Below are 25,082 nucleotides of genomic sequence, written 5' to 3' on the forward strand. Positions count from 1 at the left end.
GTATGGGAGATTTTACGTTATCAAATCGATTAAAGATATTAGTTACCTTTGTTTGTTTAAGCCCTTTATTATTTCTGTTTCTATATGTAAATTATAATAATGGTTTTAAATATAAAAGTACTGGAGTCGTTTTTTTAGAAATTAGAATTAAAGAAGAGTGTATTGGAAAAGTAAAATCTATATATAGACAAAAGATGAATCATAATGTATTAGCCTTAGAGACTAGTAATTGTATTTTTCAAGTTGATGCTGATTGGGAAACTAAGTTTGAAGTTGGGGATTCTATTTCTAAAAGAAAGGGAGAATTAATACTGAAACACTATCGAGAGGGGAAATTAATTGAAATTTTAGATTATAATGATATAGCTAAAAATATGAAATAAGGATTTAGATTTAAGTATCCCCCCCGCTCCCGCACGAATCCCTTCGTGTGGTATATAAATAACAAAAATCCCAACTTTTTACGGTTGGGATTTTGTTATTTTAGTATAGCTTGTAATTTATTTTTGGCAAGAAAAGCATCTAACATGGCGAATACGTGTTCCTTATCTGTGGGGTCTAGTTTTTCTATGTCGAGTAAACGGGTTACGGTTTTCTTATCGAATTTGCTGTTTACGCCTTCTCCCACAAGATAATCCAAGCTTACCCCAAAAGCATCAGCAATTTTTTTAGCGGACTCAATAGACGGCACTGCTTCCCCACGTTCGTATTTGGATAAGTTGGTGACGTATTCCAATTTTAGTTGCAAAGACATCTTGTAAGATTCTTTTTTTCCATTGAAAAAAAAGTTTATTTTTATAGCCAATGAAATAGGTTCTTTGCAGATATGAAGTGACGCGCGAGGCAAAAATGGAGTAGAAGTGGTTCAATGTGGATCCGCTGGCGGAACAGTTCCCAGGATGGACGCCATACCACTATGTACACAATAATCCAATCAATCTGATTGATCCTACCGGGATGGCAGCTGAGGAAAATGATGAATGGGTGAAAAAAGGAAATACTTATTTTTGGGACGATCGTGTAACTAGCCAAGAGACTGCTTCGAAATATCACGGTGGGGAAGCAAAACATATTGGAGTAGATAAAACGGTATCGACTGATAAAAATGGAAAAACCGTTGATTCAGTGACATTAAGTAACGATGGAAGTATGACTAAGGGAAATAAGACAGTAGGTGTAAATTCGAATGAGAAATTAACGAATCAAAGTGGTTCTACTTTTATTTCAAGACAAACTCAAGGTAGTTTTCTTTCCATAGGAGTTGATGGCGCATTAATGGGAGGATTTGGATTTCAGGTTGGGCTTGTTAGTGATGCCGTTGGAGATACAAGTTTTTTCATTAATTTCAATGCTAACATAGGAGTAGGTGGAGGAGCTGGTTGGGATGCAGGAACGATAAGTCCTACCGGAGACAATCAGTTTTTAACGAGTGATTTTGGAGGTAATAGTGCAAGTTATAACGCAGGAATTTCAACTCCTATTTTAGATGCTTCGTGGGGAAAAGGTGGAAGTGTTGATAGTAATTGGCATGCTACGGATAAAATGAGACCGTCTAAATTTGGGGATATCCAGAGAGGATATAAAACCTCTCAATCAGGATTTGGATTAGGAAGTGGTTTTGGAGCAGGTGCTATGTATTCGTATGGAACCACAAAAGTTTTTTAAGGTATGGGAGACTTTGAAATAGATGAAAAAGCAAGGTATTTTCTTTTTTTTATGGTTTTTTTTCCTCTGATATGTCTTTTTGGATGGATATTTCTAGAATATGTAATGGACGATAGAACAAATCAAGAGATTTTTTTAGATTCGAGAAGTGAAATAAATTGTATAGGTAAAGTTGATTCTATTTATAGACAAGAAATGAATCATAATATATTAACTTTGAGTACAATAAATGGTTTTTTTCAAGTAGAAGGTAGTTGGGAAACCAAGTTTGAAGTTGGGGATTCAATTTCCAAAAGGAAAGGCGAATTAACACTGGAACACTATAGAGATGGAAAATTAATTGAAATTTTAGATTATAATGATCTCGCTAAAAACAGAAAATAACTATTTAAATTTCAGTCAAGTGCGAATCCACCGTAGGAGGTACTATCGGGGATTTACCGCATCTTTATCCGGTGTAGCTGATAAGAAAAATAATATTGGTCTCTTTGGTTCTGTTGATGGTTCTTTTAGTATTCATAATATTTTCACAAAGCCTTTTGCACTTTCAGTGACTCTTGATCATTATGATAATAATAGTAAAACGAGGAATTTATTAGATAAAATAGCAGGAGAAAGTAGGACTGTATCTGCTAGTTATGGTATTTTTGGGGCTTTTGTTATCCTGTAGATTCGGATGGAAATAGAGATACTTAAGATGTTACTAAAACAAGTTTCGGATTAGGTTCTCCATCCGTCGGTTTCGGAGGAGGTAAAATATTTTGAAAGTAATGAGGGGTATTTATAAGCTATTTTTAGGAGTGTTGATTTTGTCGATGTATTCTTGTATTGATTGCGAAAAATCAGCTCAAACGTATAGAAAAGGCAATCTTGAAGTTATATTGACAGAAAGACCTACTGTATTTGGGGATATGAATTTTGTAGGAACTACATTAAATTCTAGTGAAATTAAGACTATAAGAATTGCCGATAGTTGGTACCGAGATTATATGGAAATTGGCGATAGGGTTATTAAACGTAGAGGAGAATTGGTACTATATATTCATAAAAAAGAAACTGTGATGTCTTTTAAATGGGATTGTAAGGGAAAAATTTACGAATAAATATTTTTTCGACAACCATTAATAAACACAAAAATCTCCCCTCTGTCCCCGACTACCACACGAAATCGAAGTTTCGAGAGCGTCAATCCTTTCGTTTGGTACGGATAAATAAATACAGGATTATCAATCGTAAAAGGTTGATTTTTTTGTGTATAGACTTAATGTTTGGTTTAATTTAATGATGTTTCTCTCTGTTAAAAGACTAGTTTTTATGGTTGAAAAATTTATTTTTATAGTAGCGATGAAATGACGCGCGAGGCAAAAATGGAGTAGATGTAGTTGAGTGTAGGCGCAACTCCTTCTGGGGAGTATGGGTCATCTTCAATGAAATTTGAATCAAATAATCCATATGTTAATGGAGCAATAAATATTACAAGTGGAGTTGTAGGTAGCGTGCCTCCGCTAGTTATATTGGCTCTACTGGAGGCATAGGAGGTTCAGCAGGTGGAGCTATAGCTTTGGCATTGTCATTGGGGCAGATAGGAATTGGGGTAGGGCAAATTGCGGATGCGGCTAGTGGTGGGAATAATCAAAATTTATAGATGTCTAGTAATATACCGGGTTTAGTTGCTCGTAGTGTTAATTCTCCTCATGCAGGGCTTATTGATGCAGGAGCGGGAGCCTTGACAGGACGTTTACAAGGTGGCAATATTAGTAATGCTTTTAAATCTAGTCAGGATCTAATACAAGGGAAGAAAGTTCTTTATAATGGATTTGGTCTATATAGCACTGTTAAAGGTTATTATGATTTTGGAAGAGAAATAAAAAACACTAATAAATGATATATTTATATAAAACAAAATTAAATTATTCTATTGTTGTTTTCATAATAGTAGGAGTTGCAATAATTGGTTATCTGCTAGATCTAAGCTATGTTGTGATATGCTTTTTGAGTATATCTGCATTAGTTTGTAATTTAGGAATTAACCTTTTTTATTCTGATTTGGAATTTAAAATTGATTCGAAATCAAAGACATTAGAATATAAGTGTTTAGTTATGTTTAAAATAAAAAAAGAACTATTTAAGTTAGAAGACTTAAATTACGAGTATAGAGAGGTATTTACAAAAGCAGGAATATATAATCAATTTTTACTAAAAAAGGGAACCGAAATAATTGCAAGACCTCGAGCAAATATAGTTTCATTTGGTACAAATCAAATAGTGCATTTAGGAGAGAAACTTAAAGAATTGGGAGTGCCAAGAGAAAGTAAAAAGTAGGTTTTGCTAAAAAACAAATTATAATAATTATGAATAAAGATAGATTTAAAGTTATTGTTGGTGCTTCTTTTTTTGGGATATGTTTTGCGACATATTTATTGTACAATAGGCGGGGTGGCTATTTAGCAACAAATGATTATTTATCATTAGTTGTTGTAACTGTTTTTGTAGTGTTTTTTTTAGTTTATTTGAAAAATAAAAAGTTTTGAATTATTAGTGTCAATAACGATGACTACTACCGCACGAAATCGAAGATTCGACGGAGTCAAACCTTTTGTGTGGTACGAAAGGAAGTATTAAAATTATTGAACTAACGCTACTGCACGAGTCCTCTCGCGTAGTTTATTTCAAGTACAAGAACTCTCATTCATATTAGGAGTTTTGTTTTTACAAAGGCAGTTTTTCAATAAAAGGTGGTTTTTCAACTTTGTAAAAATAGACTGCGATTTCTTTGTATATTACTGCTGATTTTCCCAAAACCGACACATTATTACGAATACCTGCCTTTTGGAGAGCTTATGGTGGAGCAAAACTTAAGCACCTATTACAATAACGGCTATAAGTTTAATGCCAAGGAATTGGATGTGGCTACAGGGATGTATTATTATGGTGCACGTTATTATGACCCAAAAACAAGTTTGTTTTTGAGTGTGGATCCGCTGGCGGAGAAGTATCCGAATTGGAATCCTTATGCGTATACTTTTAATAATCCGATCAATTTTATTGACCCTACTGGAATGGAAGGAGAGGGATGGATTGAACATTCTACCAATAAAGGTGAAAAAATGATTACCTATGATGCTGAAATTAATACTAAACAAGAGGCAAAAGATAAAGGATATAGAAATGTAGAAACGGTATCAGAATCATTGTCTTATAATGGAACTAGTGGTTTTGAATCTTATAATCTAAATAAAGATGGTTCGGTATCAGATAATCTCACAGGTAGTACTACTGATGTAGGTTTTAGTCCAATGAGAACTGGTGATGATTATTATATAAGTGAAAATAATCCATTAAAATCATTCGCTTCCGGATTGCAAAGTGGTGGGGATGCTCTTGCTTATACAGGTTTAGGATTGTCAATTACAGGCGTTGGAGCTCCAGTGGGTGGAGCTATGATTGCTATTGGTGGTGGGATGAGCCTAATTGGAGCAGGGATTGAAGCTGGCTTCATGTATGACAGAGGCGAAAAAAGAAATGCTGCGTTGAAATTAGGAATGCCTTTAGTTTTTATTGGGACTGGTAAATTAGGGATAATGGCAGCAGAAAAGGCTGTTGGAAAAGGTTTAAGTACTGGAACAGAAACATTAATTAATGGTATTAATCTAACTGTAGAAAAACAAATAGGAACTGAAGCAGAAAAAAGGTTAAAAAAATAGAAATAGCATGGAATATATAATAATTAGTCTCGTTATGATAATTATTGGCATAATAGGAATTTTGAAAAACAAATGGCCAAAATATAGAGATGGACCCGGTTTTGCAATAGATACTAATTATTATTTTGCTTTTTATGTATTAGTTATTATGGGAATTGTTTTCTTGATATTAGAAATAAAGAGTTACTTTTAAAAGGATAGAAAGAGCAACTTCCTTCCGCTACCGCACGAAATAAAATTCGACGAAGTTAATCCCCCGCTACCGCACGAATCCTTTCGTGTGGTACGATTAATAAACACAAGAATGCTAGGTGCGAGTCTTCTATTAAATACAAAAACGCTCAATCCTATTGAGCGTTTTGTGTTTATAAAAGATTTTTCTCTATTTTTATTCAGAGGAATAAAACAATCAAAATGATTAGAAATTATAAATTTTGTAATCCTGACGGTATATACTTTGTAAGTTTTGCTGTATTGGGTTGGCTTGATGTTTTTACTCGGAATGAGTATAAGAATTTATTTATAGAGAGTTTAGTCTATTGTCTGGGAGAAAAGGGATTAGAATTGCATGCATGGTGTATCATGACAAGTCATGTCCATCTGATTTTCAGAAGCCTAAAAGTACAGCGTCCAGAATTATTAATCGGCGATTTAAAGCGTTTTACTAGTAAGTCAATTGTAAAGGCGATTGAGGAGAATTACAGTGAAAGTAGAAGAGAATTTTTGTTATATTTTTTTAAAACCGAAGCTCAACGGTCTTCTAATGTTTCGGGATATCAGTTTTGGAGACACGATAATAAACCTATAGAATGGTGAAGTAATAAAGTTATTAAGCAAAAAATAAGTTATGTTCACAATAATCCAGTTGAAGCGGGTTTGGTTTACAGAGCAGAGGATTATGTCTATAGCAGTGCTATGGATTATGCAGGTTTTAAGGGGTTAGTTGATAATGTAGTGGTATATGAATCTTATAGTTAAGAAAACTTCTAACGAAAAGTAATATCGTGCAGAAAGTGTTTTTTATTAAGTATTGTTGAGGTGCATGTGCCACACGAAAGGATTCGTGCGGCAGCGGGGGATAATCACCCCTCTTCTTGTAAGGAACAGATTCAAAATTTAATCGATGCTTTTTACAATACCCCCGAAAGAGAGCATTGTAGAATTGCGATTATTGAGATTATCTATCTTTATACCCTCCAAACTCAAAGTCCGTTGGGTGAATATCTCTACACGATTGATTATTGTTCGGCATTAGTAGAAATCAATAAAATGGCGTGTATTGATAAAGACATCGAGACAGGTTGGTATATCGATCCGTCAACGGGGTATTTAATCGATCCCGATACCGGTTATTTGGTCGATCCGGTTACCGGATTGCATATCGACCCCAATACCGGTTTGCCAATCGATCCCAATTCGGCTGTCCCAATCCGAAACGAAGTCGATTGCTATAATTTGATTCTTGAGTACATAAGATATTTAGAGAATACTAAAAATCCTCGTTATGAAGAAATAATAAAGAATTATAAGGAGCTGAGTAATTATTTAACCAATTGTGAAATTCTTGAGTACTTGGATATTCCAGTAGCGGAGCAGGAACCACCTGTCACCCCACCGCTGCCAGAACCGCCGCTTGTAGACGAAGAAGATGAGGAGGATGAATGGGTTGATGATGCTCCAAATCCCGGAACTCCAGAAACAGAGTTTGAAGAGGAGCTGCGTACTCCAATTTGGTGGTACCATGGCGATCATTTGGGCAGTTCTTCGTATATTACGGACAATTTCGGGAAACCGTCACATTATTACGAATATTTGCCTTTTGGCGAATTGATGGTGGAGCAAAACTTAAGCACCTATTACAATAACGGCTATAAGTTTAATGCCAAGGAATTGGATGTGGCTACAGGGATGTATTATTATGGTGCACGTTATTATGACCCAAAAACAAGTTTGTTTTTGAGTGTAGACCCGCTAGCGGAGCAGTTCCCAAACTGGACGCCGTACCACTATGTACACAACAATCCAATCAATCTGATTGATCCTACCGGGATGAGTGCGGAAACAGATTATACTTTAAATAGAAAAACTGGAGATGTAAAACAAGTTGGAGAAACAAATGATAAACCCGATAGAATATTAGAAACCAATAGAAGGGGAGAAGTTAAAACAGGTAGTAAAGGAAATTCTAAAGTTGCTATTGATAATATTGACAAAGGTATTTTATCTGACGGAATGAATTTAAAAACTGACAGTACTGTTGTTAGTGTTGGAGGAAACGGAAATGCAACTAAAGAAGGAGTCGAAAGATTTGCTTTAGAATTAGCTGATTATGTAGGTAGAGAAATTGGAGGAGCGTATTTTTCAAATAATGGCACCGATAATATAACTCATATAACCTTAGGGGGGTATCAGAATAATACATATACATCAACAAAATCTAAAGGAATTAGTGGGATAGGAAAGATTTCTAATTCAATGGAGGAATATAATAGTTATAAGGTAAAAGGATTTTTCCATACTCATCCTAATGAATCCCCTCGTTTTAATCCTTCTGAGAGAGATTTAATGTCTAGGGATGAGGCAATGAAAATTGACCCTCAAATAAAATCATATATTTTGACACATCCTGCTAATAGGGGTGGTAAAAAACCACATATTATAAATTACACTAATTACTAAATCTTTATATAGATGAAATATTTACTTATACTTATGTACTTTTTTATGATGGGTTGTACATCTTATAAGACTCAACTCCGAAGTAATGGAAATTATGAGGAAGCAATTGAAAATAGCATCATTGACTTTTCTAAAACAAACTTGTTTAATGATGATAGTGTTTTTAGAATAAGATATAAAATCCTTGAAGAAAATTTGTATTTTATTAGTATTATTGGGGATTCTGAAAATAAATTTCTGTACTCTAAAGAGAAGAAGTTTGAGGAAAATAAGCTTCCCAATAGGTTTTTTATACACCAAAACAAATTGTTTATTTGGAGTGATTCTAATCATCAAAGTAATAAAGAAATATTAGGTGTTCTTGAGTCTCGTAACTTGATTCAAGATGAAGAACAATATGGGTTTTATGTTTTGGATTACTCAATAGATGACGATAAAAAAGGAGCTAAGTATTATTTTTGTAAAAATAATTTGAAGAAGTATAAAAGAGTTATCACCAATTTAGGAATTATAAAAACCCCTAAATTAAATTGTGAATAAATACTTTCTCACTAAACTAAATGACATTGGTCGTCAGTATCTTGCTCGTGCCAATCAATAAGACAAAATCCCAACTTTTTACGGTTGGGATTTTGTTTTATAGTTGCAATGCGTTGGAAAGCTGCTCCCGCACGAATCCCTTCGTGTGGTATATAAATAACAAAAATGCCAACTTTTTACGGTTGGGATTTTGTTATTTTAGTATAGCTTGTAATTTATTTTTGGCAAGAAAAGCATCTAACATGGCGAATACGTGTTCCTTATCTGTGGGGTCTAGTTTTTCTATGTCGAGTAAACGGGTTACGGTTTTCTTATCGAATTTGCTGTTTACGCCTTCTCCCACAAGACAATCCAAGCTTACCCCAAAAGCATCAGCAATTTTTTTAGCGGACTCAATAGACGGCACTGCTTCCCCACGTTCGTATTTGGATAAGTTGGTGACGTATTCCAATTTTAGTTGCAAAGACATCTTGTAAGATTCTTTTTTTCCATTGAAAAAAAAGTTTATTTTTATAGCCAATGAAATAGGTTCTTTGCAGATATGAAGTGACGCGCGAGGCAAAAATGGAGTAGAAGTGGTTCAATGTGGATCCGCTGGCGGAACAGTTCCCAGGATGGACGCCATACCACTATGTACACAATAATCCAATCAATCTGATTGATCCTACCGGGATGGCAGCTGAGGAAAATGATGAATGGGTGAAAAAAGGAAATACTTATTTTTGGGATGACCGGGTAACTAGCCAAGAGACTGCTTCGAAATATCACGGTGGGGAAGCAAAACATATTGGAGTAGATAAAACGGTATCGACTGATAAAAATGGAAAAACCGTTGATTCAGTGACATTAAGTAACGATGGAAGTATGACTAAGGGAAATAAGACGGTAGGTGTAAATTCGAATGAGAAATTAATGAATCAAAGTGGTTCTACTTTTATTTCAAGACAAACTCAAGGTAGTTTTCTTTCCATAGGAGTTGATGACGCATTAATGGGAGGATTTGGATTTCAGGTTGGGCTTGTTAGTGATGCCGTTGGAGAAACAAGTTTTTTCATTAATTTCAATGCTAACATAGGAGTAGGTGGAGGAGCTGGTTGGGATGCAGGAACGATAAGTCCTACCGGAGACAATCAGTTTTTAACGAGTGATTTTGGAGGTAATAGTGCAAGTTATAACGCAGGAATTTCTACACCTATTTTAGATGCTTCGTGGGGAAAAGGTGGAAGTGTTGATAGTAATTGGCATGCTACGGATAAAATGAGATCTTCTAATTTCGGGAAAATGGATAGGGGATATAAAACCTCTCAATCAGGATTTGGAGTAGGAAGTGGTTTTGGAGCAGGTGCTATGTATTCGTATGGAACCACAAAAGTTTTTTAAGGTATGGGAGAATTTGAAATAGATAAAAAAGCAAGATTTTTCTTTTTTTTAATGTTTTTCGGTCCACTTATTGGACTTTTTACGTGGATATTTTGGGGAGATATTTTGGACAAAAGAACAGTGGGGGAAATATATTTAAGTTTTAAAAAAGAAATACACTGTATAGGGAAAGTTGATTCTATTTATAGACAAAAAATGAATCATAATATTTTAGCTTTAAAAACAAAAAGTTGTGTCTTTGATGTGGCTTCTAATTGGGAAACCAAGTTTGAAGTTGGGGATTCTATTTCTAAAAGAAAGGGAGAATTAATACTGAAACACTATCGAGAGGGGAAATTAATTGAAATTTTAGATTATAATGATATAGCTAAAAATATGAAATAAGGATTTAGATTTAAGTTTTCCGCTACTGTACGAAATAAAATTCGACGGAATCAATCCCTTTATGTGGTATATAAATAACAAAAATCCCAACTTACGGTTGGGATTTTGTTATTTAAGAATAGCTTGTAATTTATTTTTGGCGAGGAACGCATCTAGCATAGCGAAAACGTGTTCTTTGTCTGTGGGGTCTAGTTTTTCTATATCGAGTAAACGGGTTACGGTTTTCTTATCGAATTTGCTGTTTACGCCTTCTCCCACAAGATAATCCAAGCTTACACCAAAAGCATCAGCAATTTCACGAACGACATCAATAGTAGAAATCAAAATCATTCTATAGTGTTTGGATTAGTCCTATTCAATTGAAAAAAAAAGTTTATTTTTATAGCCAATGAAATAGGTTCTTTGCAGAGAGGAAGTGACGCGCGAGGCAAAAATGGAGTAGATGTGGTTGAGTGTGGATTCGCTGGCGGAGGATTTTCCAGGATGGACTCCATACCACTATGTACATAATAATCCAATCAATTTTGTTGATCCTACGGGGATGAGTGCAGTTGATAGTGATGATTGGTTTGTACAAAGAGAGACGGGTGCGGTTGTGCTAAGTCCAGGTCAATCAACTTTAAGTCAAGAGACAGCTGATAGTATTGGAGATGGAGATGCTTCTAAGTTTGATAGATTAGGTCCAGATAATATGTTTGGTGAAAATGTAACTTATGCAGGTAAAAACCTCCTTGATACTGAAAACGCTGTGCCAATTGAAAACCCTACAAGTTTTATGACAAGAGAAGGATACTCTAAAGCTGAAAATGTAACTATATTTGAAAGAGAAATTTCTAGTGGCGGTAGAATAGGAGATGAAAATTTTACGAATGTTAATCCGGATTTTAAACAAATTGGAAATGCTAGTATTACGTACGCTCCAAATAAGAATTTAAATTCTAAGAACATTCTTAAAGAGAATGAATCTAAGGGAGACTATTCCTCTATCAAAACAGTAACTTACAATTTAACGAAGCCTTATGGGCAGGACAATCGTAAAACATCATATTTTTATTCAAATCGGAGTAACGATAGTGGGAAAAAAGGTTCAGTTTCAGGAAGTGGATTGGAAGTGGTTCTGAGGGCGATTTTTAAAAATTCTAAATCGCGATTATAATGAGAGTTTTAATAATATTAATTTTATTTGGTTGTATTGGATGCCGACAAAACTTTTCTCGCAATACGGAATCGTTAAAGAGTATAAATAATACCTACACTAGGTTTAAAAACAACTTTAAATCGGTATTAATTGAACACTTTCCCGAAAAAATAACTCATAGTGAAAGTTCGGTAAGCAGTGTGACTGATTTAAGAAGAGATGATCTTGGATTGTACCTATATCAGTACAATGTTCAAGAAAAACATATTGATTCTTTAGAAATAAGTTTATTTGATTTAGGATTTATTGAAAAGTATAATTCAAAAGATAATTGTGTATTGAAGGTGAATCCTTTTGAAACAAAAGGAATGAATTTAGAAAATAAAAAACCAATTATAGATAAAAATTTATCAATTGAGAAACTGTGTTTTGAAAATAAATTGCCCATTCCTAATTTCGTAGATTTTAATATAAATAGCAATACTGATTTTTGGAAAGATGGCAATTTTGATATTTACGTTTTTGGAGCTGAAAAAGGGATTTTTTATAATGGACTAGAATTAGTTTCTGAACAAATGCCAAAAGAATGGGGAAATGGATATTCTAAGGGAATTGCTATTAGTCGAGAACAGAAGATAGTTATCTACTGGATGGTTATTTGGTAGGTAAAAGCTCCGCTACCGCACGAAATGTAATTCGGCGAAGTCAATCCCTTGGTGTGGTACGAATAAATAAAAAATCCCAACCTTAAAAGTTGGGATTTTTGTGTTTATACCTATTTAGAATATGCTTTTTGTGTTTTAACATCTCTGACTAATCCGTCAATAGCGTAGAGAATATGTGCTTTATCTTCTTCTGGTAAATCGTCAATTTCATGGAGCCTTTGGAGCATCTCGGGATTTTTGAGGATGTTAATTTGAGCGGTTTCTCCAAGTAAGTATCCTACGGTAGTACCTAATTCATCGACCAATCTTTTAACTACATCAAACTCCCCCGACAACTATCATTTTCACTGTGTACACTACTTTTGAATTTTGCACAATCTTTTCGACCTTATAAAAAATCCGTTAAGAAATCGCTGCAACGCAGCCGAAAAAAGATTTTGTGTTTGACCGCAGGGAGTTAAAATCTTTTAGGCGGAGTCAAGTGATTTTAGGAATTTTTTATAGCGTCTTGACTTTTTGCTTCGTTTTGTGTCAAGACAAAATGAAGAGAATAATCTTTCTTCGTATATTACGGACAATTTCGGGAAACCGTCACATTATTACGAATATTTGCCTTTTGGCGAATTGATGGTGGAGCAAAACTTAAGCACCTATTACAATAACGGTTATAAGTTTAATGCCAAGGAATTGGATGCCGCTACCGGTATGTATTATTATGGTGCGCGTTATTACGACCCGAGTACCAGTATATTTTTGAGTGTGGATCCGTTGGCTGAGCAGTTTCCTGGATGGACTCCCTATCACTATGTACACAACAATCCAATCAATCTGATTGACCCGACGGGGATGAGCGCGGAGGGATGGAGAACAGATAATGAAACTGGTAAACGAGAGTATAATAAGGATTTTACAAGGGAAAACACACCATCAACTCATACTTATGATGATGCTATTTTAGATGGTAATAATCAATTGTTCTATGATGAATCAGGAGGGATTACATCAACGGGAACGGTAATGGAAAATGTTTCGATTACTAAAGCATCATCTATGCATCCTTATTTTAGAGCTACTCCTTCTGGGGAGTATGGGCCGTATTCTCCTGATGCTGTAAGTTTTGGTTATGGTGTTTCAGGAAGTGGTGGTTTTTTCAGTGCAAGTGCCAGTTTTGGATTTGCAATGACGCATAATGATGTAGCATTGATGGTGTCTGGAGAACTAGTTATGGGTCCAGATGTAGAAAAACCAGGGTTTACTTTTGGGCCTAACATAGGTTTTCACGATAATTACGGAGGAAATAAAGATGTGTTAGAAGGTTTAGGAGGAAAGAGTGTCGGGTGGAATGCAAATGTACTTGTTGGAGGAATTTCTTATAGTCAAACAGCCTCAGATTCTTGGAAAGCAAGACAAGATATTGGAGTCCGGTCTACGACAATAAATATCGGTCCTAGTGTTGGTGGAGGTGTAGGGAAATCTCAAACAGAAGTTTATAAATTAAGTAATGGAATTAATAATCTCAAAAAAGCGTATAATACATGGAAGTTTTAGGGAAGTTAAATAAATTATTATTATTATTATTATTATTTGTGTTGGTGCTGTTAATTTCGTGCATGGAAGGAAATTGTGATGATGCAAGAAATGATATGCTAAATGTAGAGTGTTTACAGATATTTGAAAGATTACCCACTTTTGAATCGTATAATATGAAATCTGAAGGAATACATTTAGTAACAGGGGAAAAATGTATATGTGAAGATAGATGGTTGAACAATTATAAGGATTTGTTAGAAAAAGGGGATACTATCATAAAGCGTAAAGGAGAACTTAATTTTTCTATCCATAAAAAAGATACGATTATTGAGGTTAAATGGGAATGTGAAGGGAAAGTTTACGAATAGATATTTTTTTCCGTTTGCCCCGCTATCGCACGAATCGCCGCTACCGGTATGTATTATTATGGTGCGCGTTATTAAGACCCGAGTCTAGAAAATCTAAAAATGATGGAACTCATGGATAAGCATATTCTAGAAGAGCCCACGGCTGGAGTTTTAACAATGCAGTCGATGCTAGAGGACTTAGGTTTTAAAGCTAGTTATGAGCGCATAAGGCGTTTGATGCCCCGCTACCGCACGAAATGTAATTCGACGAAGTCACTCCTTTCGTGTGGTACGAATAAATAAAAAATCCCAACTTTTTACGGTTGGGATTTTGTTATTTTAGTATAGCTTGTAATTTATTCTTGGCAAGAAAAGCATCTAACATGGCGGAAACGTGTTCTTTGTCTGTGGGGTCTAGTTTTTATATATCGAGTAAACGGGTTACAGTTCCCGCGCGAGTTCTCTCGCGTGGTTTAGTGGTTATGACTTCGATTTTTCATCGAAACTCATCATCCAGTTGATGTTGAATTGATCGGTCAGCATGCCGAAATAATCGCCCCAAAAAGTATTTTCCAAAGGCATCGTTATTTTACCCCCTACGGCAAGTGCCTTAAAAATTTGATCGGCTTCGGCTTTGGTAGCAGCGGAGACGGATACGGAAAAATTATTGCCTTGAACGAAAGAAGGAGCCCAGTCGCCACCGCAATCGCTACCCATCAAAACAGAGGTACCAATGGGTAAAGAAACGTGCATGACTTTGTTTTTGTCACTATCGGAAACCGTATAGTCTTCACTTGCGGGCATTTCTCCGAATCGGCCAATATAGGTGAATTCCCCGCCAAAAACGGATTTATAAAAATCAAATGCCTTCTCACAGTTTCCGTTGAAGGTTAAATAAGTGTTTGTCGTTGCCATATAATTTTGTTTTTAAGGTTGCTGTTTTATTGTTCTGCCAATTGTTTTACGCTGTGCAATCCCTTTGGAAAGGCCTCGTCAAAAAAGGCGATGTGATCGGCAGTAAGATCCAACTCCACTTTCAAGGTGGTGCGACCGGCTTTCTCTGTTAGTATATAATTCTCAAAAGAACCCGACCAACGTTCCGTTGCCTCATCTATCGGTTGTGCGACAAAATTTTTGATTTCGCCTATATGTTGAAAATATACACTGTGATTGGGGGTGCAAAACACGACATCTGAAAACATTCCGTCGCCAGTAGCCGATAAAAAGTGGACGCGACCGCCCTGTTTTAATTCCCCGTAAAATAGGCACCTTCACAAAAAGCGCCTGTCCATTCACCATAGGTGTGCGCGTCAAAAAGTACCTTCCACACCTGAGCTGCACTCGCTTGGATTTCGATGCTATACGTGTGTTTGCGAATGCCGTAGACGAAATTTTTTAGGAGCGCCATATAACCGTCCCAACCGATTTGGTAGTTTTCCGGTTCAAATCCCGGTCCGGCATCGGCAAAGTTTTCGAGTCCTTGATGACGCAAAGTCACCTTAGTCGATGCTCCCAATTCTTCTCACAGCCAGGTCAGCAAACTTTCGCCTTTACTGTGACTGGGATGTGTCCACGTATGAGAAAATACCTTATGGGATTCAACGGCTTTTATCGTGCATTGGTGGTGGTATTGTTTCGCGTCACCCGGCTCATAGAAATTGAAGGTTTTTGCCTCTTGGAGTTCAAAATCGGCGATGTCAAAACACCATGTTTTCAGTAAACCTCGATCGGTTAATGCCCGCCATATTTCCGCTGCAGGAGCTTTAATGACAATCTCATATATGACCCTGTTTTTACAGTTTTTTTAATACGGTTTTAAGATAATCTCTATACGGGGCATATCCCTTAGTAAACGCATCTATAGCGGCTTGTATTGTGGGGTTTTGGATATTATTCTGCAACTGTTTTATATCAAGCGACGTTGTATTTGAGCGTTATTAAGCCCGAAATACTTTAGATTTTTGGCCGTTTTGGACTTTGCGAGTTCGACGGAGTGCATCCGCAGTGGTGTTCAATGCTTTGGAGTGGTCAGGGAGTGGTCAGGGAGTGGCGTATCAAGGCAGTAGGACTAGCGGTAGATAGGATAGGGATGGGGCTTTTGCCGCTATTAAGGGGTGTTCATAAGACTGGATGAGAATATAGTAAGTCGTACATATAAGAGGCATACAGCGACCTTAATTTGCGTTTTAAACATAAAAAAAGCGGTCGTTTAGACCGCTTTAGGAGTTATCTCAATTGAGCATCGAGTTCCGATTCCAATTGTTTTTGTATTTTGCTCATAATCTTATCGATTTGTACATCGGTTAAGGTTTTATTGGCATCTTGTAATTTGATTTTAATCGCATAGGATTTTTTGCCTTCTGGCAATTTATCGCCTTGATATACGTCAAACAAACTCACTTCTTGTATCAGGGTTTTATCTACTTGTTTCACCAAGTTATAAACCGTTTCAAAACTGACCTGATTGTTGATCAAAAGCGCTAAATCTCTCCGCACTACGGGAAATTTGGTAATATCGGTATACTTGATTTTCGTAGAGAGCATTTTGAGTACGGCATCCCATTTGAAATCGGCATAACACACTTCCTGTTTGATGTCAAAACTCTTGAGTAGGCCTTTTTTCAAGATACCCAATTCCACGATCAGCTCAGGGCCGACAAAAAGGGAAATACCTTCGGAAAACACGTCGTTTTCTACGGGTTGGCTATGGAATTTCTGGATGCCCAAGCGCTCGAGTAGGCTGTTGATATAGCCTTTGAATTCGAAGAAATCGCTGGGTTTCTGTGTGGTATTCCAGCTTTCTGCCACGTTATTACCCGTGGAGAACAGCGCCAAATGCTTGGGCTCTTCGTAGCCGGAAGGCAATTTGTGGTAGCTCTTTCCAAACTCAAACAACTTGAGATCGGCTTGTTTTCTGTTGATGTTGTACGAAATCGTTTCCAATCCGCCAAACAACAGGGTTTGTCTCATAACCGACAACTCGGTGCTCAAAGGATTGAGGATATCCACCTGATAAGCCGACTTTAAATGAGCGGTCAAATCGGTGTAGGCAGGGGTGGTCAGCGAGTTGTTCATAATCTCGTGAAACCCTTGCGATACCAATTGATTGGCACTGATATTCTGCACCTTGAAATCGTCTGTTTTCGAAGTGTTAGAAATCGTTGCGTTCAACTTGGAAGGCGTTTTGATGTTGTTGTAGCCATAAACCCTTAAAATCTCTTCGATTACGTCGATTTCGCGGTGAACATCTACGCGGTAGGCCGGTACGGTAATCCCCAAGCCCAAGTCAGACATGCTGTTGACTTTGATGTCTAAGGATACCAATATTTTTTTGATGGTCTCTTTAGAGATTTCTTCACCTAAAATTTTAGTGACGTTGTTGAAGTTTAAAAACACGGAGTGATCCTCGATTTTCTTGGGATAGAAATCGATGATGTCCGAGGTGATTTCTCCACCGGCTACCTCCTGTATCAGTAGGGCAGCGTGTTTTAAGGCATATTCGGTAATTACCGGGTCGATACCGCGTTCAAAACGGAAAGAAGAATCGGTATTTAATCCATGTCTTTTAGCGGCTTTACGCACGACAATCGGATCGAAATACGCACTTTCTAAGAAAATCGAAGTGGTATTTTCCGTAACAGCCGACTTGATACCTCCAAAGACACCGGCCAAACACATCGGGCCGTTTTCGTCGCAAATCATTAAATCGTCTTCGTGCAATATGCGTTCCACACCATCTAGGGTGGTAAACTTGGTTCCCGCCTCTACGTTTTTAACCTTGATCTTTAATCCCTTAATCTTTGCCGTATCAAAGGCGTGTAAGGGTTGTCCCAAATCGTGTAACACGTAATTGGTCACGTCAACTATATTGTTTTTTGGTGTAATACCAATGGATTTCAATCGGTTTTGCAACCATTCCGGCGAAGGACGTACGTCGATATCCGATATGGTAACCCCGCAATAACGCGGTACTTTTTTGGAGTTTTCGATCACGACATCCACTTTAAGGGTGCGTTTTTCGACTTTAAACTTACTCACCGAAGGGGTGATGATTTCGTTGTTGTGGTGGTGTGCAGGATTTTGTAGCAAGCCCGCTCTCAAATCGCGTGCAACTCCCCAATGACTCATCGCATCGGAGCGGTTTGGCGTTAGTCCGATTTCAAAAACATCGTCGGTAACGATGTTGAATAGCGTCGATGCTGCCGTACCAACTTCCCATTTGTCGTCTAAAACCATTATGCCATCATGCCCTTGACCCAAGCCCAATTCCTCTTCAGAACAAATCATTCCGAAACTCTCTTCGCCGCGAATCTTACCCTTTTTAATGGTAAAAGATTGCCCTTCTCCATCGGTGAGCTCGGTTCCTATAGTAGCGACAGGGACTTTTTGTCCGGCTGCTACATTGGGAGCACCACATACGATTTGCAACGGGATACCCGTTCCAACATCGACCTTGGTTATGCGCAATTTGTCTGCATTCGGATGCGGCTCACAAGATAAAACATGACCAACTACTACGCCTTGTAGGCCGCCTTTTAGGCTCTCGTATCGGGTAAGGCCCTCGACTTCAAGTCCTAAATCGGTGAGTATTTTGGAAGTTTCTTCGGGAGTGATGTCTAACTTAATGAATTGTTTTAACCAATTGTATGAAATATGCATTAGTTTCGATTTTATAAGTAGGCAAATATACGCAATGCCTATTTTTAAGTGAAATTATTTGAGACATTTAACGCTAAAAAAAACAGCGACTGGCGATTGTTAAATTAGCGGTGTTTTTTCTAAATGAAACGACGGTGATTCGAGGCTTGATCGATCAAAACAATCTGTGAAATCGGTGTTTTAATACGCATTCGGCATCGGCTGCTAGATGAATTTGTTCAGCGTTTCGGGGGTCGGAATCATACAGGCGTCTTTTTTGCCGTACCAGCGGTAGCGGTTTTTGGCAATATAATCGTATCCCCGATTGAGCAAGGCATTGGGCAATACGTTGAGCAGCGACAGCAAGCTGTAGCGCCCTCCGAGAAAACCCGCAATTTTTAAAGCTGCTTCGGCCTTGATATAGTAAGCTTGGCCCGGTTCGTATAGGATGATGCTGTCTATGCTACCCGGTGCTACGCCGATATAGTTCAAAATCGCCAAACCCGTCGGGGAATCCAGGGGCGTAAATCGAAATTGATCGTGCGTATCGGCTTGAATCACTTTTTGTACCGTCTCGTCGCACAGGTTACACACCCCGTCAAAGAGTATTATTTTTTTGTTTTTGGGAAGGTCTAACATCTTATTTGTTTTTCATTCGTTCTACGAGTTCTAAGGAGTCTAAGGCTACCTTAGACACAAAGATACCATAATTTACCGTCGCTTTATTCTTTTCTATCTGATCGAGGGTACCCACTGCTTTGCCGTCGATCATACGTACCCGATCCCCGATTTTTAACTCGATTTTAGGCTGATTGGCCAATTCTTTTTTAACGCGTTCTTTCTTTTCCTTCTTTTCAACGCGGATCTGTTCTACTTTTTCCGCGACCTCTTTAATCAGTACTTCCTGTTCTTGCTCCTTGACCTTTTTTTCCTTAATCGGTATGGGTTTTCGCTTGGAGTTTTCAATCTCTACAACGCGCAGCAATTCGCCAAAAAGGGTTTTCTTGCTCTTGTTATTATAGTATTTTTCCGATAAATCGTCCATTTTCTGACCCAAGTAAATCAACCGCTGATTGGCGTCAAACAACTCTTGATACCGCTCGAGTTTATCTTGAATCTTAACGTTGATATGCTCCATTTTCTTGCCTTCTTCACGGGCTTTGGTCTCTTCTTCCTTTAAGTTTTTAGAGGTGGTCTCCAGTTTGGAACGCTCTTTTTGCAAGTTGGCTATCGTTTTGTCAAAGCGCACCTTGTCGCCCTCGATCTTCTTTTTGGCCCGGTTGATCAGGCTGTATGGAATGCCGTTTTTCTGTGCGACTTCAAAGGTAAAAGAACTACCGGCCTGACCTACGTGAAGCTTGTACAGCGGTTCTAATGTTTTTTCGTCAAACAGCATATTGGCATTGGTGGCATGCGGCAATTCGTTGGCGAGGATCTTTAAATTGGTATAATGCGTGGTGATAATGCCAAAGGCTTCCCGCGCGTAAAATTCTTCTAAAAACGTTTCCGCCAAAGCACCTCCGAGTTCGGGATCGGATCCCGTACCGAATTCGTCGATGAGGAATAGGGTTTTGTCGTTGCATTTTTTTAAGAAGTAATTCATGTTTTTTAGGCGGTAGCTATAGGTGCTCAAGTGATTCTCTATAGACTGGTTGTCGCCAATATCGGTGAGTATACGGTCAAAAATAAAGGTTTCACTGCGTTCGTGTACCGGTATAAGCAGGCCGCATTGCAACATCAGTTGCAACAAACCCACCGTTTTAAGGGTGATGCTCTTTCCTCCGGCATTCGGGCCGGAAATAACGATGATCCGACTGTTTTGCTCGAGTTCTATCGTTTGAGGATAGGTCGGTTTCTTCTTCTTTTTGTTGTTTAGGTATAAAACCGGGTGGTAGGCGTCTCTGAAGTACACGCGGCGCTCCTCGGTGATATGCGGTTTGATGCCGTTGATTTTTTCGGCGTATTTGGCCTTGCCCGCCACCAGATCGATATGCGCCAAAAACGCTTGATAATCGGCGATTAAAAATTGGTACGGGCGAATGACTTGGGTAAGGCGTTTTAGTATGCGCATCACCTCTTCGCGCTCTTCGTATTCCAAGTTGTTCAATTCTCTGGAATAACGCAGGGTGGCTTCGGGTTCTATATAAACAATGCTACCGGTTTTGGATTGCCCCAGCACACTGCCTTTGACCTTTTTGCGGTACATCGCCATTACGGCCAACACCCGTTTGTTGTCGACCACCGATTCGCGTATATCGTCCAAGTAACCCGCGCTGTTGCTGCTGCTCAATGCCGCGACAAAACTCTGATTGATCTTGCCTCGAACGCCGTTGATTTGCTTGCGAATCTCTTGAAGGTTTAAAGATGCATTGTCTTTAACCTCGCCGTATTTGTCTAAAACAGCCTCAATTTCCTTGTTGATTTGTTTGTTGATCTCCAAATCTGCTCCTTGAGCCTGTAGGGTCGGGTAGTACTCTTGAAATTTGTTTAAAAACGCCAAGAGCGTCAAGGTGGTCTCGACCAGGGTAGCTATTTTTTTAAAGCTGCCCACGTCTAAATAACTGTCTTCTATAGCTAAAAACTGCAATTCGTAGTGAATCTCATCGAAATAGTGATGGGGAATGACGTTGTTATTGGTAAAAGACGACAGGTATTCCGAGGTTTGCAACAGTCCTTCCAACGTCTGTTTAGACGTGGAAAAAGGTACCACTTCCAAGGCTTTTTCCTTGCCTATAGCCGTAAGGCAAAGGTCGGAAACAGTCTGAAGTACGGTGTGAAACTCTAAATCTTGAAGGGTTTTAGTCTGTATAGATGTCATAAAATTATTCTGGTAATAAAAGGCAAAATTACTACTATTTTACGAGTTATCAACGGCTATTGACCCGGACTATAAGTCAGAGTAGACAAAAAAGCTTGGAAATGAATATATTTGTAGTGCTGTGTTGCGGAATAGCGCTGAGACGCTATCGAGAGTGGACAGTGAATATATATAAACCTTACCGAGGAGATATGAATATACAGTTACCCGCTGCGTGGGCACCCTTTTTTAGCGCGCAACAACAACAGCCCTATTACGAAAATTTGATGTCCTTTGTTGCAGAGGCCTACCGATTGCATCGCTGCTTTCCGCCACAAGAGCAAATATGGGCCGCTTTTGATGCAGTGGCACCTGCGGCTGTTAAGGTGGTGATCATCGGACAAGATCCGTATCACGGATGGGGACAGGCAAACGGTCTGTGCTTTTCTGTCAACGACGGGCTGCGCTTTCCCCCATCGCTGGTCAATATCTTTAAGGAAATCGAGCAGGATATCGGCGAACCCCTACCCATATCGGGCAATTTGGAACGCTGGGCCACTCAGGGCGTGCTGATGTTGAATGCGATATTAACCGTGGAAGAGGGCAAGGCCGGAAGTCATCAGAAGCAGGGCTGGGAACTTTTTACCACGGCTGCGATCCAGTATTTGTCCGACAATCATCGGGATATCGTCTTTTTGCTCTGGGGCAATTACGCGATTAAAAAGGGTAAAAACATCGACCTTACAAAACATCGGGTTTTGACCGCAGGACATCCCTCTCCCTTGAGTGCCAATCGGGGGTATTGGTTTGGTAACCGGCATTTTAGCCAAGTAAATCAATGGTTGATACAACAGGGAAAACCGCCGATAATCTGGTAAGGGTGCGCTGTACTAGCATTGCGGGACTTCGTAAAAAGTCCTTTAAACAAAAAAGGGAATTCCAGTTCGGAATTCCCTTTTTTGTATGGGTTATAGCGACTATTTAGCCAACAACTCAGCTACTTTAGCCTCGAGTTCTTCACCTCTTAAATCTTTAGCCACGATGACTCCGTTTTCGTCCAAGATGAACGTTGCAGGAATTGCTTTTACGGAATAATCTGCAGCGATAGGATCTTGCCAAAATTGCAAGTTAGAAATTTGAGCCCATGTCAAACCGTCTTTTGCAATGGCTTCTTTCCATTTGTCACCGTCTTTATCCAAGGATACACCGATGATGTTAAGCCCTTTTTCGTGGAATTTATTGTATAGTTTAACCACATTTGGGTTTTCAACTCTACATGGACCACACCAAGATGCCCAAAAATCGATAATCGTTACCTTGCCTAAGCTTTCTTTTAAACTCACGATTTTTCCCTCTGGATTTGGAGCGGAAAAGTCCGGTGCTTTTTTACCGATAGCCACCTTGCTTACCTTGGCCAAAATTTCAGCCAATTCCTTACCTTGTTTAGATTCTTTGATTTCCTTAGGCATTTTGTTAAATAGCGCTTGTGATTTTTCCACTTCGATGCTGTTGCCTTGAGTCATTTGATTTAAAATCAAAATAGAGATAAAGGCATCTGGTGTTTTTTCAACAAATGACAAAGTGTAGTTTTTCAATTCATTGGTGAATTTTTCATTCACACCATAAAGCGAATCCAAAACTTGTTCGTTGTTGTTTTGTTGGGCTTCCATAATCAACATTTGGTTTTGTTGTTGGAAATCCATCACTTTTTTCTGTAAAACTCCTGCTTCTTTGTTGAACGTAACAAAGTAATCGTTGTTTTTTGTTCCTGTAGCCTTGGCGTTTTCGATATCATCTTTGTTGAATTCCACTTTGATGTTCCCGTTTTCCAAGATAAATGGCAATCCTAAATTTCCGTCTTTACCGAAAGCGATAAAGGAAATTTCCGTTTCACCTGCTTTTCCTTTTATTTCAAATTTCCCGTTTTTAACTTCTGTCGAATCGATAGATACGACATCCATATCGGTTTGTTTTTTTAAGTAAACTTTTGTTCCATCTTCGATGCCTTTTACATCACCACTAATAGTAAAACTATCTGTAGGAGCGTTGTTACATGAAGCCATAAGTGCTAGGGCACCGACTAGAGAAAAGATTTTTTTCATTTGTATTGATTAATTTATTCTTAATTAGGTTGCTTGATTAATAGTGTTTTAGGTGTTTTAAAGGCTGTCGAAAACACCGGATATACAACGACAAAGATACCGAAAAATCTAGAACTCAAATTAATAAATTGTTAATTTATGAGCTCTTTCTTGGATAAATTTGGTTTTTAATGTTTTTCTAGGCTTTGGAAGAGATAAAAAGCAAGAATAAAAGCGTCCATCCCGCTACGAGTAGCAAGCCTCCTATGGGGGTAACGGGGCCGAGGAGTTTGATTTTCTTGTTGAGGGCGCTGCTAAGCGTTAGGCTGTATATACTCAGTGAAAACAGCAGTGTTCCCCAGATAAAACAGCGGATGGCATAGGTGAGGTAGTCGCTTGGCGGCAGGCTCGAAAGTCCTATAGCCACTAAGACTAAGGCGTGATACATCTGATATTTTACAGCCGTTTCAAAATTCTTTAGTTGGTCGTCATTAAAGATCTTTTTTAGGGCGTGAGCGCCAAAAGCACCAAATATTACGGCACTTCCCCCAAAGAGGCTTCCAAATAACAAGGCGGTTTCATTCATGGTATTGCGTTTAGTTTAACGTTAAGGCACCCAAGATCTCTTCAGACATAAAAGGTCCTCCGGGATAGCGTGCTGTATAGTCGAGATTGAGCCAAATTTGCCCGCGTTCATCGATGTGATAGTGTATTTCCTTACCGCGGCTCTCCTCTTTAAAGAGCACCTCTTTAATGAGGTAGTTGATGTTTTCCAAATCGGCTTTGGTTCCGATCAGCATTTCGGGATATAGGTGTTCTTTGGTATGTATGATACGCGGTGTTCCGCCAATCGCTTGTATAAGTGCCGACATCAATATGGCGTGGTCGTCGCAATCTCCGGAAAAGTGCTGTAACGACTCCGAGGCTGTTGCGATGTATTCGCGACCTTTGGGGTCGTTGACGTAATTCCAGCGGTTTCGAATCTCCTTGAAAATCGCAAAGCACTGAATGATTTGGCGGTATTCACTGTGTCCCTTGACGTCGGTAAAGTGCTTGGTTGTAGCCAATAAAGCAAAGTTGCGCACGGTGGGATTGTTGTATTCCACCGCGTTGATGATCTTGGACTTATTGGGAAAGGGCAGCAATTTGGAGATGATGACATCCTGCGGGTTGGGACTGTCAGACATGGAGTATATCATGGCGCGATAGTCGTCGTAAACCGCTGCAAAACCATATCCCTGAAAGAGCGTTCCCCAGACCAAAAAACCGATATAGATAAAAATGCACACAAACAAAAAGGTCTTTAAGAGCCGCAGCAACAACTGAAACAGCAAGACCAAGGTGATAAACAACAAAATCCGATCGATGTGATACGGCCAGTCGGGGTCTATGATATTCTGGTGAATAATGATAAACACCGGAATGATGATTAACAGGTTTAAAATAAGTATAAGAATAGAGTCCCAAGGCTTCGGTATGCTAAGCTTAGAAATAATTTTCTGATATCGGGATTCTTTAGTTTCGCTCATTGACT

At 38.4% G+C, this 25,082-nt stretch carries 34 protein-coding genes; 20 read left to right on the top strand and 14 right to left on the bottom strand.

What is annotated here, in order from left to right; all coding sequences use genetic code 11:
- Nucleotides 1-2 precede the first annotated feature (2 nt).
- Entirely contained in the window at nt 3-383 is a 381-nt protein-coding gene (locus ACQZ43_RS10050) for a hypothetical protein (protein ID WP_430612235.1), read from the top strand.
- A gap of 95 nt (nt 384-478) precedes the next feature.
- Here the strand turns inward: ACQZ43_RS10050 and ACQZ43_RS10055 are convergent, their stop codons facing one another.
- Entirely contained in the window at nt 479-754 is a 276-nt protein-coding gene (locus ACQZ43_RS10055; protein ID WP_430612237.1) for a helix-turn-helix domain-containing protein, read from the bottom strand.
- 116 nt (nt 755-870) lie between these two features.
- On the opposite strand from ACQZ43_RS10055, the gene ACQZ43_RS10060 reads away from it, so the two are divergent.
- From ACQZ43_RS10060 to ACQZ43_RS10115, 12 genes are all read left to right on the top strand, one after another.
- On the top strand, nt 871-1,665 hold the full coding sequence (locus ACQZ43_RS10060; protein ID WP_430612239.1) for a hypothetical protein: 795 nt from the start codon (nt 871-873) through the stop codon (nt 1,663-1,665).
- A gap of 3 nt (nt 1,666-1,668) precedes the next feature.
- Entirely contained in the window at nt 1,669-2,049 is a 381-nt protein-coding gene (locus tag ACQZ43_RS10065; protein ID WP_430612241.1) for a hypothetical protein, read from the top strand.
- Complete coding sequence (locus ACQZ43_RS10070) at nt 2,024-2,335, top strand: hypothetical protein (protein ID WP_430612243.1); 312 nt, start codon at nt 2,024-2,026, stop codon at nt 2,333-2,335. The genes ACQZ43_RS10065 and ACQZ43_RS10070 overlap by 26 nt, the downstream gene beginning before the upstream one ends.
- A gap of 100 nt (nt 2,336-2,435) precedes the next feature.
- A complete protein-coding gene (locus ACQZ43_RS10075; protein ID WP_430612245.1) occupies nt 2,436-2,768 on the top strand; it encodes a hypothetical protein in 333 nt (110 codons plus the stop codon).
- A 542-nt stretch (nt 2,769-3,310) separates the two neighbouring features.
- Nucleotides 3,311-3,550, top strand: a complete 240-nt coding sequence (locus tag ACQZ43_RS10080) for a hypothetical protein (protein ID WP_430612247.1) — start codon at nt 3,311-3,313, stop codon at nt 3,548-3,550.
- Nucleotides 3,547-3,987 carry a hypothetical protein gene (locus ACQZ43_RS10085; RefSeq protein WP_430612249.1) on the top strand — a complete coding sequence of 147 codons (441 nt, stop codon included), beginning with the start codon at nt 3,547-3,549 and terminating at the stop codon, nt 3,985-3,987. The genes ACQZ43_RS10080 and ACQZ43_RS10085 overlap by 4 nt, the downstream gene beginning before the upstream one ends.
- Nucleotides 3,988-4,016: 29 nt before the next feature.
- Entirely contained in the window at nt 4,017-4,196 is a 180-nt protein-coding gene (locus ACQZ43_RS10090; RefSeq protein ID WP_430612251.1) for a hypothetical protein, read from the top strand.
- Between the two features lie 204 nt (nt 4,197-4,400).
- Nucleotides 4,401-5,369, top strand: a complete 969-nt coding sequence (locus tag ACQZ43_RS10095; protein WP_430612253.1) for an RHS repeat-associated core domain-containing protein — start codon at nt 4,401-4,403, stop codon at nt 5,367-5,369.
- Between the two features lie 7 nt (nt 5,370-5,376).
- Nucleotides 5,377-5,562: a hypothetical protein gene (locus tag ACQZ43_RS10100; protein WP_430612255.1), complete on the top strand. Its 186-nt coding sequence runs from the start codon at nt 5,377-5,379 to the stop codon at nt 5,560-5,562.
- Between the two features lie 221 nt (nt 5,563-5,783).
- Complete coding sequence (locus tag ACQZ43_RS10105; protein WP_430612257.1) at nt 5,784-6,185, top strand: transposase; 402 nt, start codon at nt 5,784-5,786, stop codon at nt 6,183-6,185.
- Between the two features lie 222 nt (nt 6,186-6,407).
- A complete protein-coding gene (locus tag ACQZ43_RS10110) occupies nt 6,408-8,048 on the top strand; it encodes an RHS repeat-associated core domain-containing protein (protein ID WP_430612259.1) in 1,641 nt (546 codons plus the stop codon).
- Between the two features lie 12 nt (nt 8,049-8,060).
- Nucleotides 8,061-8,588, top strand: coding sequence for a hypothetical protein (locus ACQZ43_RS10115; RefSeq protein WP_430612261.1), 528 nt, complete (start codon nt 8,061-8,063; stop codon nt 8,586-8,588).
- A 193-nt stretch (nt 8,589-8,781) separates the two neighbouring features.
- On the opposite strand, the gene ACQZ43_RS10120 is transcribed toward ACQZ43_RS10115, so the two are convergent.
- Complete coding sequence (locus ACQZ43_RS10120; RefSeq protein WP_430612263.1) at nt 8,782-9,057, bottom strand: helix-turn-helix domain-containing protein; 276 nt, start codon at nt 9,055-9,057, stop codon at nt 8,782-8,784.
- A 116-nt stretch (nt 9,058-9,173) separates the two neighbouring features.
- Here ACQZ43_RS10120 and ACQZ43_RS10125 point away from each other — a divergent pair, with 116 nt between their 5' ends.
- Nucleotides 9,174-9,968 (top strand): hypothetical protein, encoded by a 795-nt coding sequence (locus ACQZ43_RS10125; RefSeq protein ID WP_430612265.1) that lies wholly within the window; start codon nt 9,174-9,176, stop codon nt 9,966-9,968.
- A 3-nt stretch (nt 9,969-9,971) separates the two neighbouring features.
- On the top strand, nt 9,972-10,352 hold the full coding sequence (locus ACQZ43_RS10130) for a hypothetical protein (RefSeq protein ID WP_430612267.1): 381 nt from the start codon (nt 9,972-9,974) through the stop codon (nt 10,350-10,352).
- A 108-nt stretch (nt 10,353-10,460) separates the two neighbouring features.
- Here ACQZ43_RS10130 and ACQZ43_RS10135 read toward each other — a convergent pair whose 3' ends face one another.
- Nucleotides 10,461-10,682: a helix-turn-helix domain-containing protein gene (locus ACQZ43_RS10135; RefSeq protein WP_430612269.1), complete on the bottom strand. Its 222-nt coding sequence runs from the start codon at nt 10,680-10,682 to the stop codon at nt 10,461-10,463.
- Nucleotides 10,683-10,794: 112 nt separating this feature from the next.
- Here ACQZ43_RS10135 and ACQZ43_RS10140 point away from each other — a divergent pair, with 112 nt between their 5' ends.
- Both ACQZ43_RS10140 and ACQZ43_RS10145 read left to right on the top strand, forming a co-directional pair.
- Nucleotides 10,795-11,508 carry a hypothetical protein gene (locus ACQZ43_RS10140; RefSeq protein WP_430612271.1) on the top strand — a complete coding sequence of 238 codons (714 nt, stop codon included), beginning with the start codon at nt 10,795-10,797 and terminating at the stop codon, nt 11,506-11,508.
- Entirely contained in the window at nt 11,508-12,155 is a 648-nt protein-coding gene (locus tag ACQZ43_RS10145) for a hypothetical protein (protein WP_430612273.1), read from the top strand. Before ACQZ43_RS10140 ends, ACQZ43_RS10145 begins: the two co-directional genes overlap by 1 nt.
- Nucleotides 12,156-12,265: 110 nt before the next feature.
- On the opposite strand, the gene ACQZ43_RS10150 is transcribed toward ACQZ43_RS10145, so the two are convergent.
- The gene (locus tag ACQZ43_RS10150; protein WP_430612275.1) at nt 12,266-12,460 is read right to left on the bottom strand and encodes a hypothetical protein; all 195 of its coding nucleotides are present in this window, start codon (nt 12,458-12,460) and stop codon (nt 12,266-12,268) included.
- A gap of 223 nt (nt 12,461-12,683) precedes the next feature.
- Between ACQZ43_RS10150 and ACQZ43_RS10155 the strand changes: the two genes are divergently transcribed.
- Nucleotides 12,684-13,703 (top strand): RHS repeat-associated core domain-containing protein, encoded by a 1,020-nt coding sequence (locus ACQZ43_RS10155; protein ID WP_430612277.1) that lies wholly within the window; start codon nt 12,684-12,686, stop codon nt 13,701-13,703.
- A complete protein-coding gene (locus tag ACQZ43_RS10160) occupies nt 13,691-14,053 on the top strand; it encodes a hypothetical protein (RefSeq protein ID WP_430612279.1) in 363 nt (120 codons plus the stop codon). Before ACQZ43_RS10155 ends, ACQZ43_RS10160 begins: the two co-directional genes overlap by 13 nt.
- A gap of 459 nt (nt 14,054-14,512) precedes the next feature.
- On the opposite strand, the gene ACQZ43_RS10165 is transcribed toward ACQZ43_RS10160, so the two are convergent.
- The 7 genes from ACQZ43_RS10165 to ACQZ43_RS10195 form a co-directional block, all read right to left on the bottom strand.
- On the bottom strand, nt 14,513-14,947 hold the full coding sequence (locus ACQZ43_RS10165; protein WP_430612281.1) for a VOC family protein: 435 nt from the start codon (nt 14,945-14,947) through the stop codon (nt 14,513-14,515).
- A 26-nt stretch (nt 14,948-14,973) separates the two neighbouring features.
- Nucleotides 14,974-15,234, bottom strand: coding sequence for a hypothetical protein (locus ACQZ43_RS10170; RefSeq protein ID WP_430612283.1), 261 nt, complete (start codon nt 15,232-15,234; stop codon nt 14,974-14,976).
- Nucleotides 15,235-15,278: 44 nt separating this feature from the next.
- A complete protein-coding gene (locus ACQZ43_RS10175; protein ID WP_430612285.1) occupies nt 15,279-15,524 on the bottom strand; it encodes a hypothetical protein in 246 nt (81 codons plus the stop codon).
- A gap of 30 nt (nt 15,525-15,554) precedes the next feature.
- The gene (locus tag ACQZ43_RS10180) at nt 15,555-15,815 is read right to left on the bottom strand and encodes an SRPBCC family protein (protein ID WP_430615649.1); all 261 of its coding nucleotides are present in this window, start codon (nt 15,813-15,815) and stop codon (nt 15,555-15,557) included.
- 443 nt (nt 15,816-16,258) lie between these two features.
- Nucleotides 16,259-18,691 (bottom strand): phenylalanine--tRNA ligase subunit beta, encoded by a 2,433-nt coding sequence (gene pheT / locus ACQZ43_RS10185; protein ID WP_430612287.1) that lies wholly within the window; start codon nt 18,689-18,691, stop codon nt 16,259-16,261.
- A 204-nt stretch (nt 18,692-18,895) separates the two neighbouring features.
- Complete coding sequence (locus tag ACQZ43_RS10190) at nt 18,896-19,309, bottom strand: thiol-disulfide oxidoreductase DCC family protein (protein ID WP_430612289.1); 414 nt, start codon at nt 19,307-19,309, stop codon at nt 18,896-18,898.
- Nucleotide 19,310: 1 nt separating this feature from the next.
- Nucleotides 19,311-21,488 carry an endonuclease MutS2 gene (locus ACQZ43_RS10195; protein WP_430612291.1) on the bottom strand — a complete coding sequence of 726 codons (2,178 nt, stop codon included), beginning with the start codon at nt 21,486-21,488 and terminating at the stop codon, nt 19,311-19,313.
- 191 nt (nt 21,489-21,679) lie between these two features.
- Here ACQZ43_RS10195 and ung point away from each other — a divergent pair, with 191 nt between their 5' ends.
- Nucleotides 21,680-22,345, top strand: coding sequence for a uracil-DNA glycosylase (gene ung / locus ACQZ43_RS10200; RefSeq protein ID WP_430615652.1), 666 nt, complete (start codon nt 21,680-21,682; stop codon nt 22,343-22,345).
- Between the two features lie 99 nt (nt 22,346-22,444).
- On the opposite strand, the gene ACQZ43_RS10205 is transcribed toward ung, so the two are convergent.
- The 3 genes from ACQZ43_RS10205 to ACQZ43_RS10215 form a co-directional block, all read right to left on the bottom strand.
- Nucleotides 22,445-23,569: a redoxin domain-containing protein gene (locus tag ACQZ43_RS10205; protein ID WP_430612293.1), complete on the bottom strand. Its 1,125-nt coding sequence runs from the start codon at nt 23,567-23,569 to the stop codon at nt 22,445-22,447.
- Between the two features lie 178 nt (nt 23,570-23,747).
- Complete coding sequence (locus ACQZ43_RS10210) at nt 23,748-24,134, bottom strand: DUF423 domain-containing protein (protein ID WP_430612295.1); 387 nt, start codon at nt 24,132-24,134, stop codon at nt 23,748-23,750.
- Nucleotides 24,135-24,144: 10 nt separating this feature from the next.
- Complete coding sequence (locus tag ACQZ43_RS10215) at nt 24,145-25,077, bottom strand: transglutaminase (RefSeq protein WP_430612297.1); 933 nt, start codon at nt 25,075-25,077, stop codon at nt 24,145-24,147.
- Nucleotides 25,078-25,082 lie beyond the last annotated feature (5 nt).

Origin of the sequence: Flavobacterium sp. JP2137, from assembly GCF_050562195.1 — a bacterium.
GTDB lineage: Bacteria > Bacteroidota > Bacteroidia > Flavobacteriales > Flavobacteriaceae > Flavobacterium.

Excerpts from the sequence above, each read along its gene's own strand:
- ACQZ43_RS10050 (WP_430612235.1), top strand. The coding sequence starts at position 3 with ATGGGAGATTTTACGTTATCAAATCGATTAAAGATATTAGTTACCTTT.
- ACQZ43_RS10055 (WP_430612237.1), bottom strand. The coding sequence starts at position 754 with ATGTCTTTGCAACTAAAATTGGAATACGTCACCAACTTATCCAAATAC.
- ACQZ43_RS10065 (WP_430612241.1), top strand. The coding sequence starts at position 1,669 with ATGGGAGACTTTGAAATAGATGAAAAAGCAAGGTATTTTCTTTTTTTT.
- ACQZ43_RS10070 (WP_430612243.1), top strand. The coding sequence starts at position 2,024 with ATGATCTCGCTAAAAACAGAAAATAACTATTTAAATTTCAGTCAAGTG.
- ACQZ43_RS10075 (WP_430612245.1), top strand. The coding sequence starts at position 2,436 with ATGAGGGGTATTTATAAGCTATTTTTAGGAGTGTTGATTTTGTCGATG.
- ACQZ43_RS10080 (WP_430612247.1), top strand. The coding sequence starts at position 3,311 with ATGTCTAGTAATATACCGGGTTTAGTTGCTCGTAGTGTTAATTCTCCT.
- ACQZ43_RS10085 (WP_430612249.1), top strand. The coding sequence starts at position 3,547 with ATGATATATTTATATAAAACAAAATTAAATTATTCTATTGTTGTTTTC.
- ACQZ43_RS10090 (WP_430612251.1), top strand. The coding sequence starts at position 4,017 with ATGAATAAAGATAGATTTAAAGTTATTGTTGGTGCTTCTTTTTTTGGG.
- ACQZ43_RS10100 (WP_430612255.1), top strand. The coding sequence starts at position 5,377 with ATGGAATATATAATAATTAGTCTCGTTATGATAATTATTGGCATAATA.
- ACQZ43_RS10105 (WP_430612257.1), top strand. The coding sequence starts at position 5,784 with ATGATTAGAAATTATAAATTTTGTAATCCTGACGGTATATACTTTGTA.
- ACQZ43_RS10115 (WP_430612261.1), top strand. The coding sequence starts at position 8,061 with ATGAAATATTTACTTATACTTATGTACTTTTTTATGATGGGTTGTACA.
- ACQZ43_RS10120 (WP_430612263.1), bottom strand. The coding sequence starts at position 9,057 with ATGTCTTTGCAACTAAAATTGGAATACGTCACCAACTTATCCAAATAC.
- ACQZ43_RS10130 (WP_430612267.1), top strand. The coding sequence starts at position 9,972 with ATGGGAGAATTTGAAATAGATAAAAAAGCAAGATTTTTCTTTTTTTTA.
- ACQZ43_RS10135 (WP_430612269.1), bottom strand. The coding sequence starts at position 10,682 with ATGATTTTGATTTCTACTATTGATGTCGTTCGTGAAATTGCTGATGCT.
- ACQZ43_RS10140 (WP_430612271.1), top strand. The coding sequence starts at position 10,795 with ATGTGGTTGAGTGTGGATTCGCTGGCGGAGGATTTTCCAGGATGGACT.
- ACQZ43_RS10145 (WP_430612273.1), top strand. The coding sequence starts at position 11,508 with ATGAGAGTTTTAATAATATTAATTTTATTTGGTTGTATTGGATGCCGA.
- ACQZ43_RS10160 (WP_430612279.1), top strand. The coding sequence starts at position 13,691 with ATGGAAGTTTTAGGGAAGTTAAATAAATTATTATTATTATTATTATTA.
- ACQZ43_RS10165 (WP_430612281.1), bottom strand. The coding sequence starts at position 14,947 with ATGGCAACGACAAACACTTATTTAACCTTCAACGGAAACTGTGAGAAG.
- ACQZ43_RS10170 (WP_430612283.1), bottom strand. The coding sequence starts at position 15,234 with ATGTTTTCAGATGTCGTGTTTTGCACCCCCAATCACAGTGTATATTTT.
- pheT (WP_430612287.1), bottom strand. The coding sequence starts at position 18,691 with ATGCATATTTCATACAATTGGTTAAAACAATTCATTAAGTTAGACATC.
- ACQZ43_RS10190 (WP_430612289.1), bottom strand. The coding sequence starts at position 19,309 with ATGTTAGACCTTCCCAAAAACAAAAAAATAATACTCTTTGACGGGGTG.
- ACQZ43_RS10195 (WP_430612291.1), bottom strand. The coding sequence starts at position 21,488 with ATGACATCTATACAGACTAAAACCCTTCAAGATTTAGAGTTTCACACC.
- ung (WP_430615652.1), top strand. The coding sequence starts at position 21,680 with ATGAATATACAGTTACCCGCTGCGTGGGCACCCTTTTTTAGCGCGCAA.
- ACQZ43_RS10205 (WP_430612293.1), bottom strand. The coding sequence starts at position 23,569 with ATGAAAAAAATCTTTTCTCTAGTCGGTGCCCTAGCACTTATGGCTTCA.
- ACQZ43_RS10210 (WP_430612295.1), bottom strand. The coding sequence starts at position 24,134 with ATGAATGAAACCGCCTTGTTATTTGGAAGCCTCTTTGGGGGAAGTGCC.
- ACQZ43_RS10215 (WP_430612297.1), bottom strand. The coding sequence starts at position 25,077 with ATGAGCGAAACTAAAGAATCCCGATATCAGAAAATTATTTCTAAGCTT.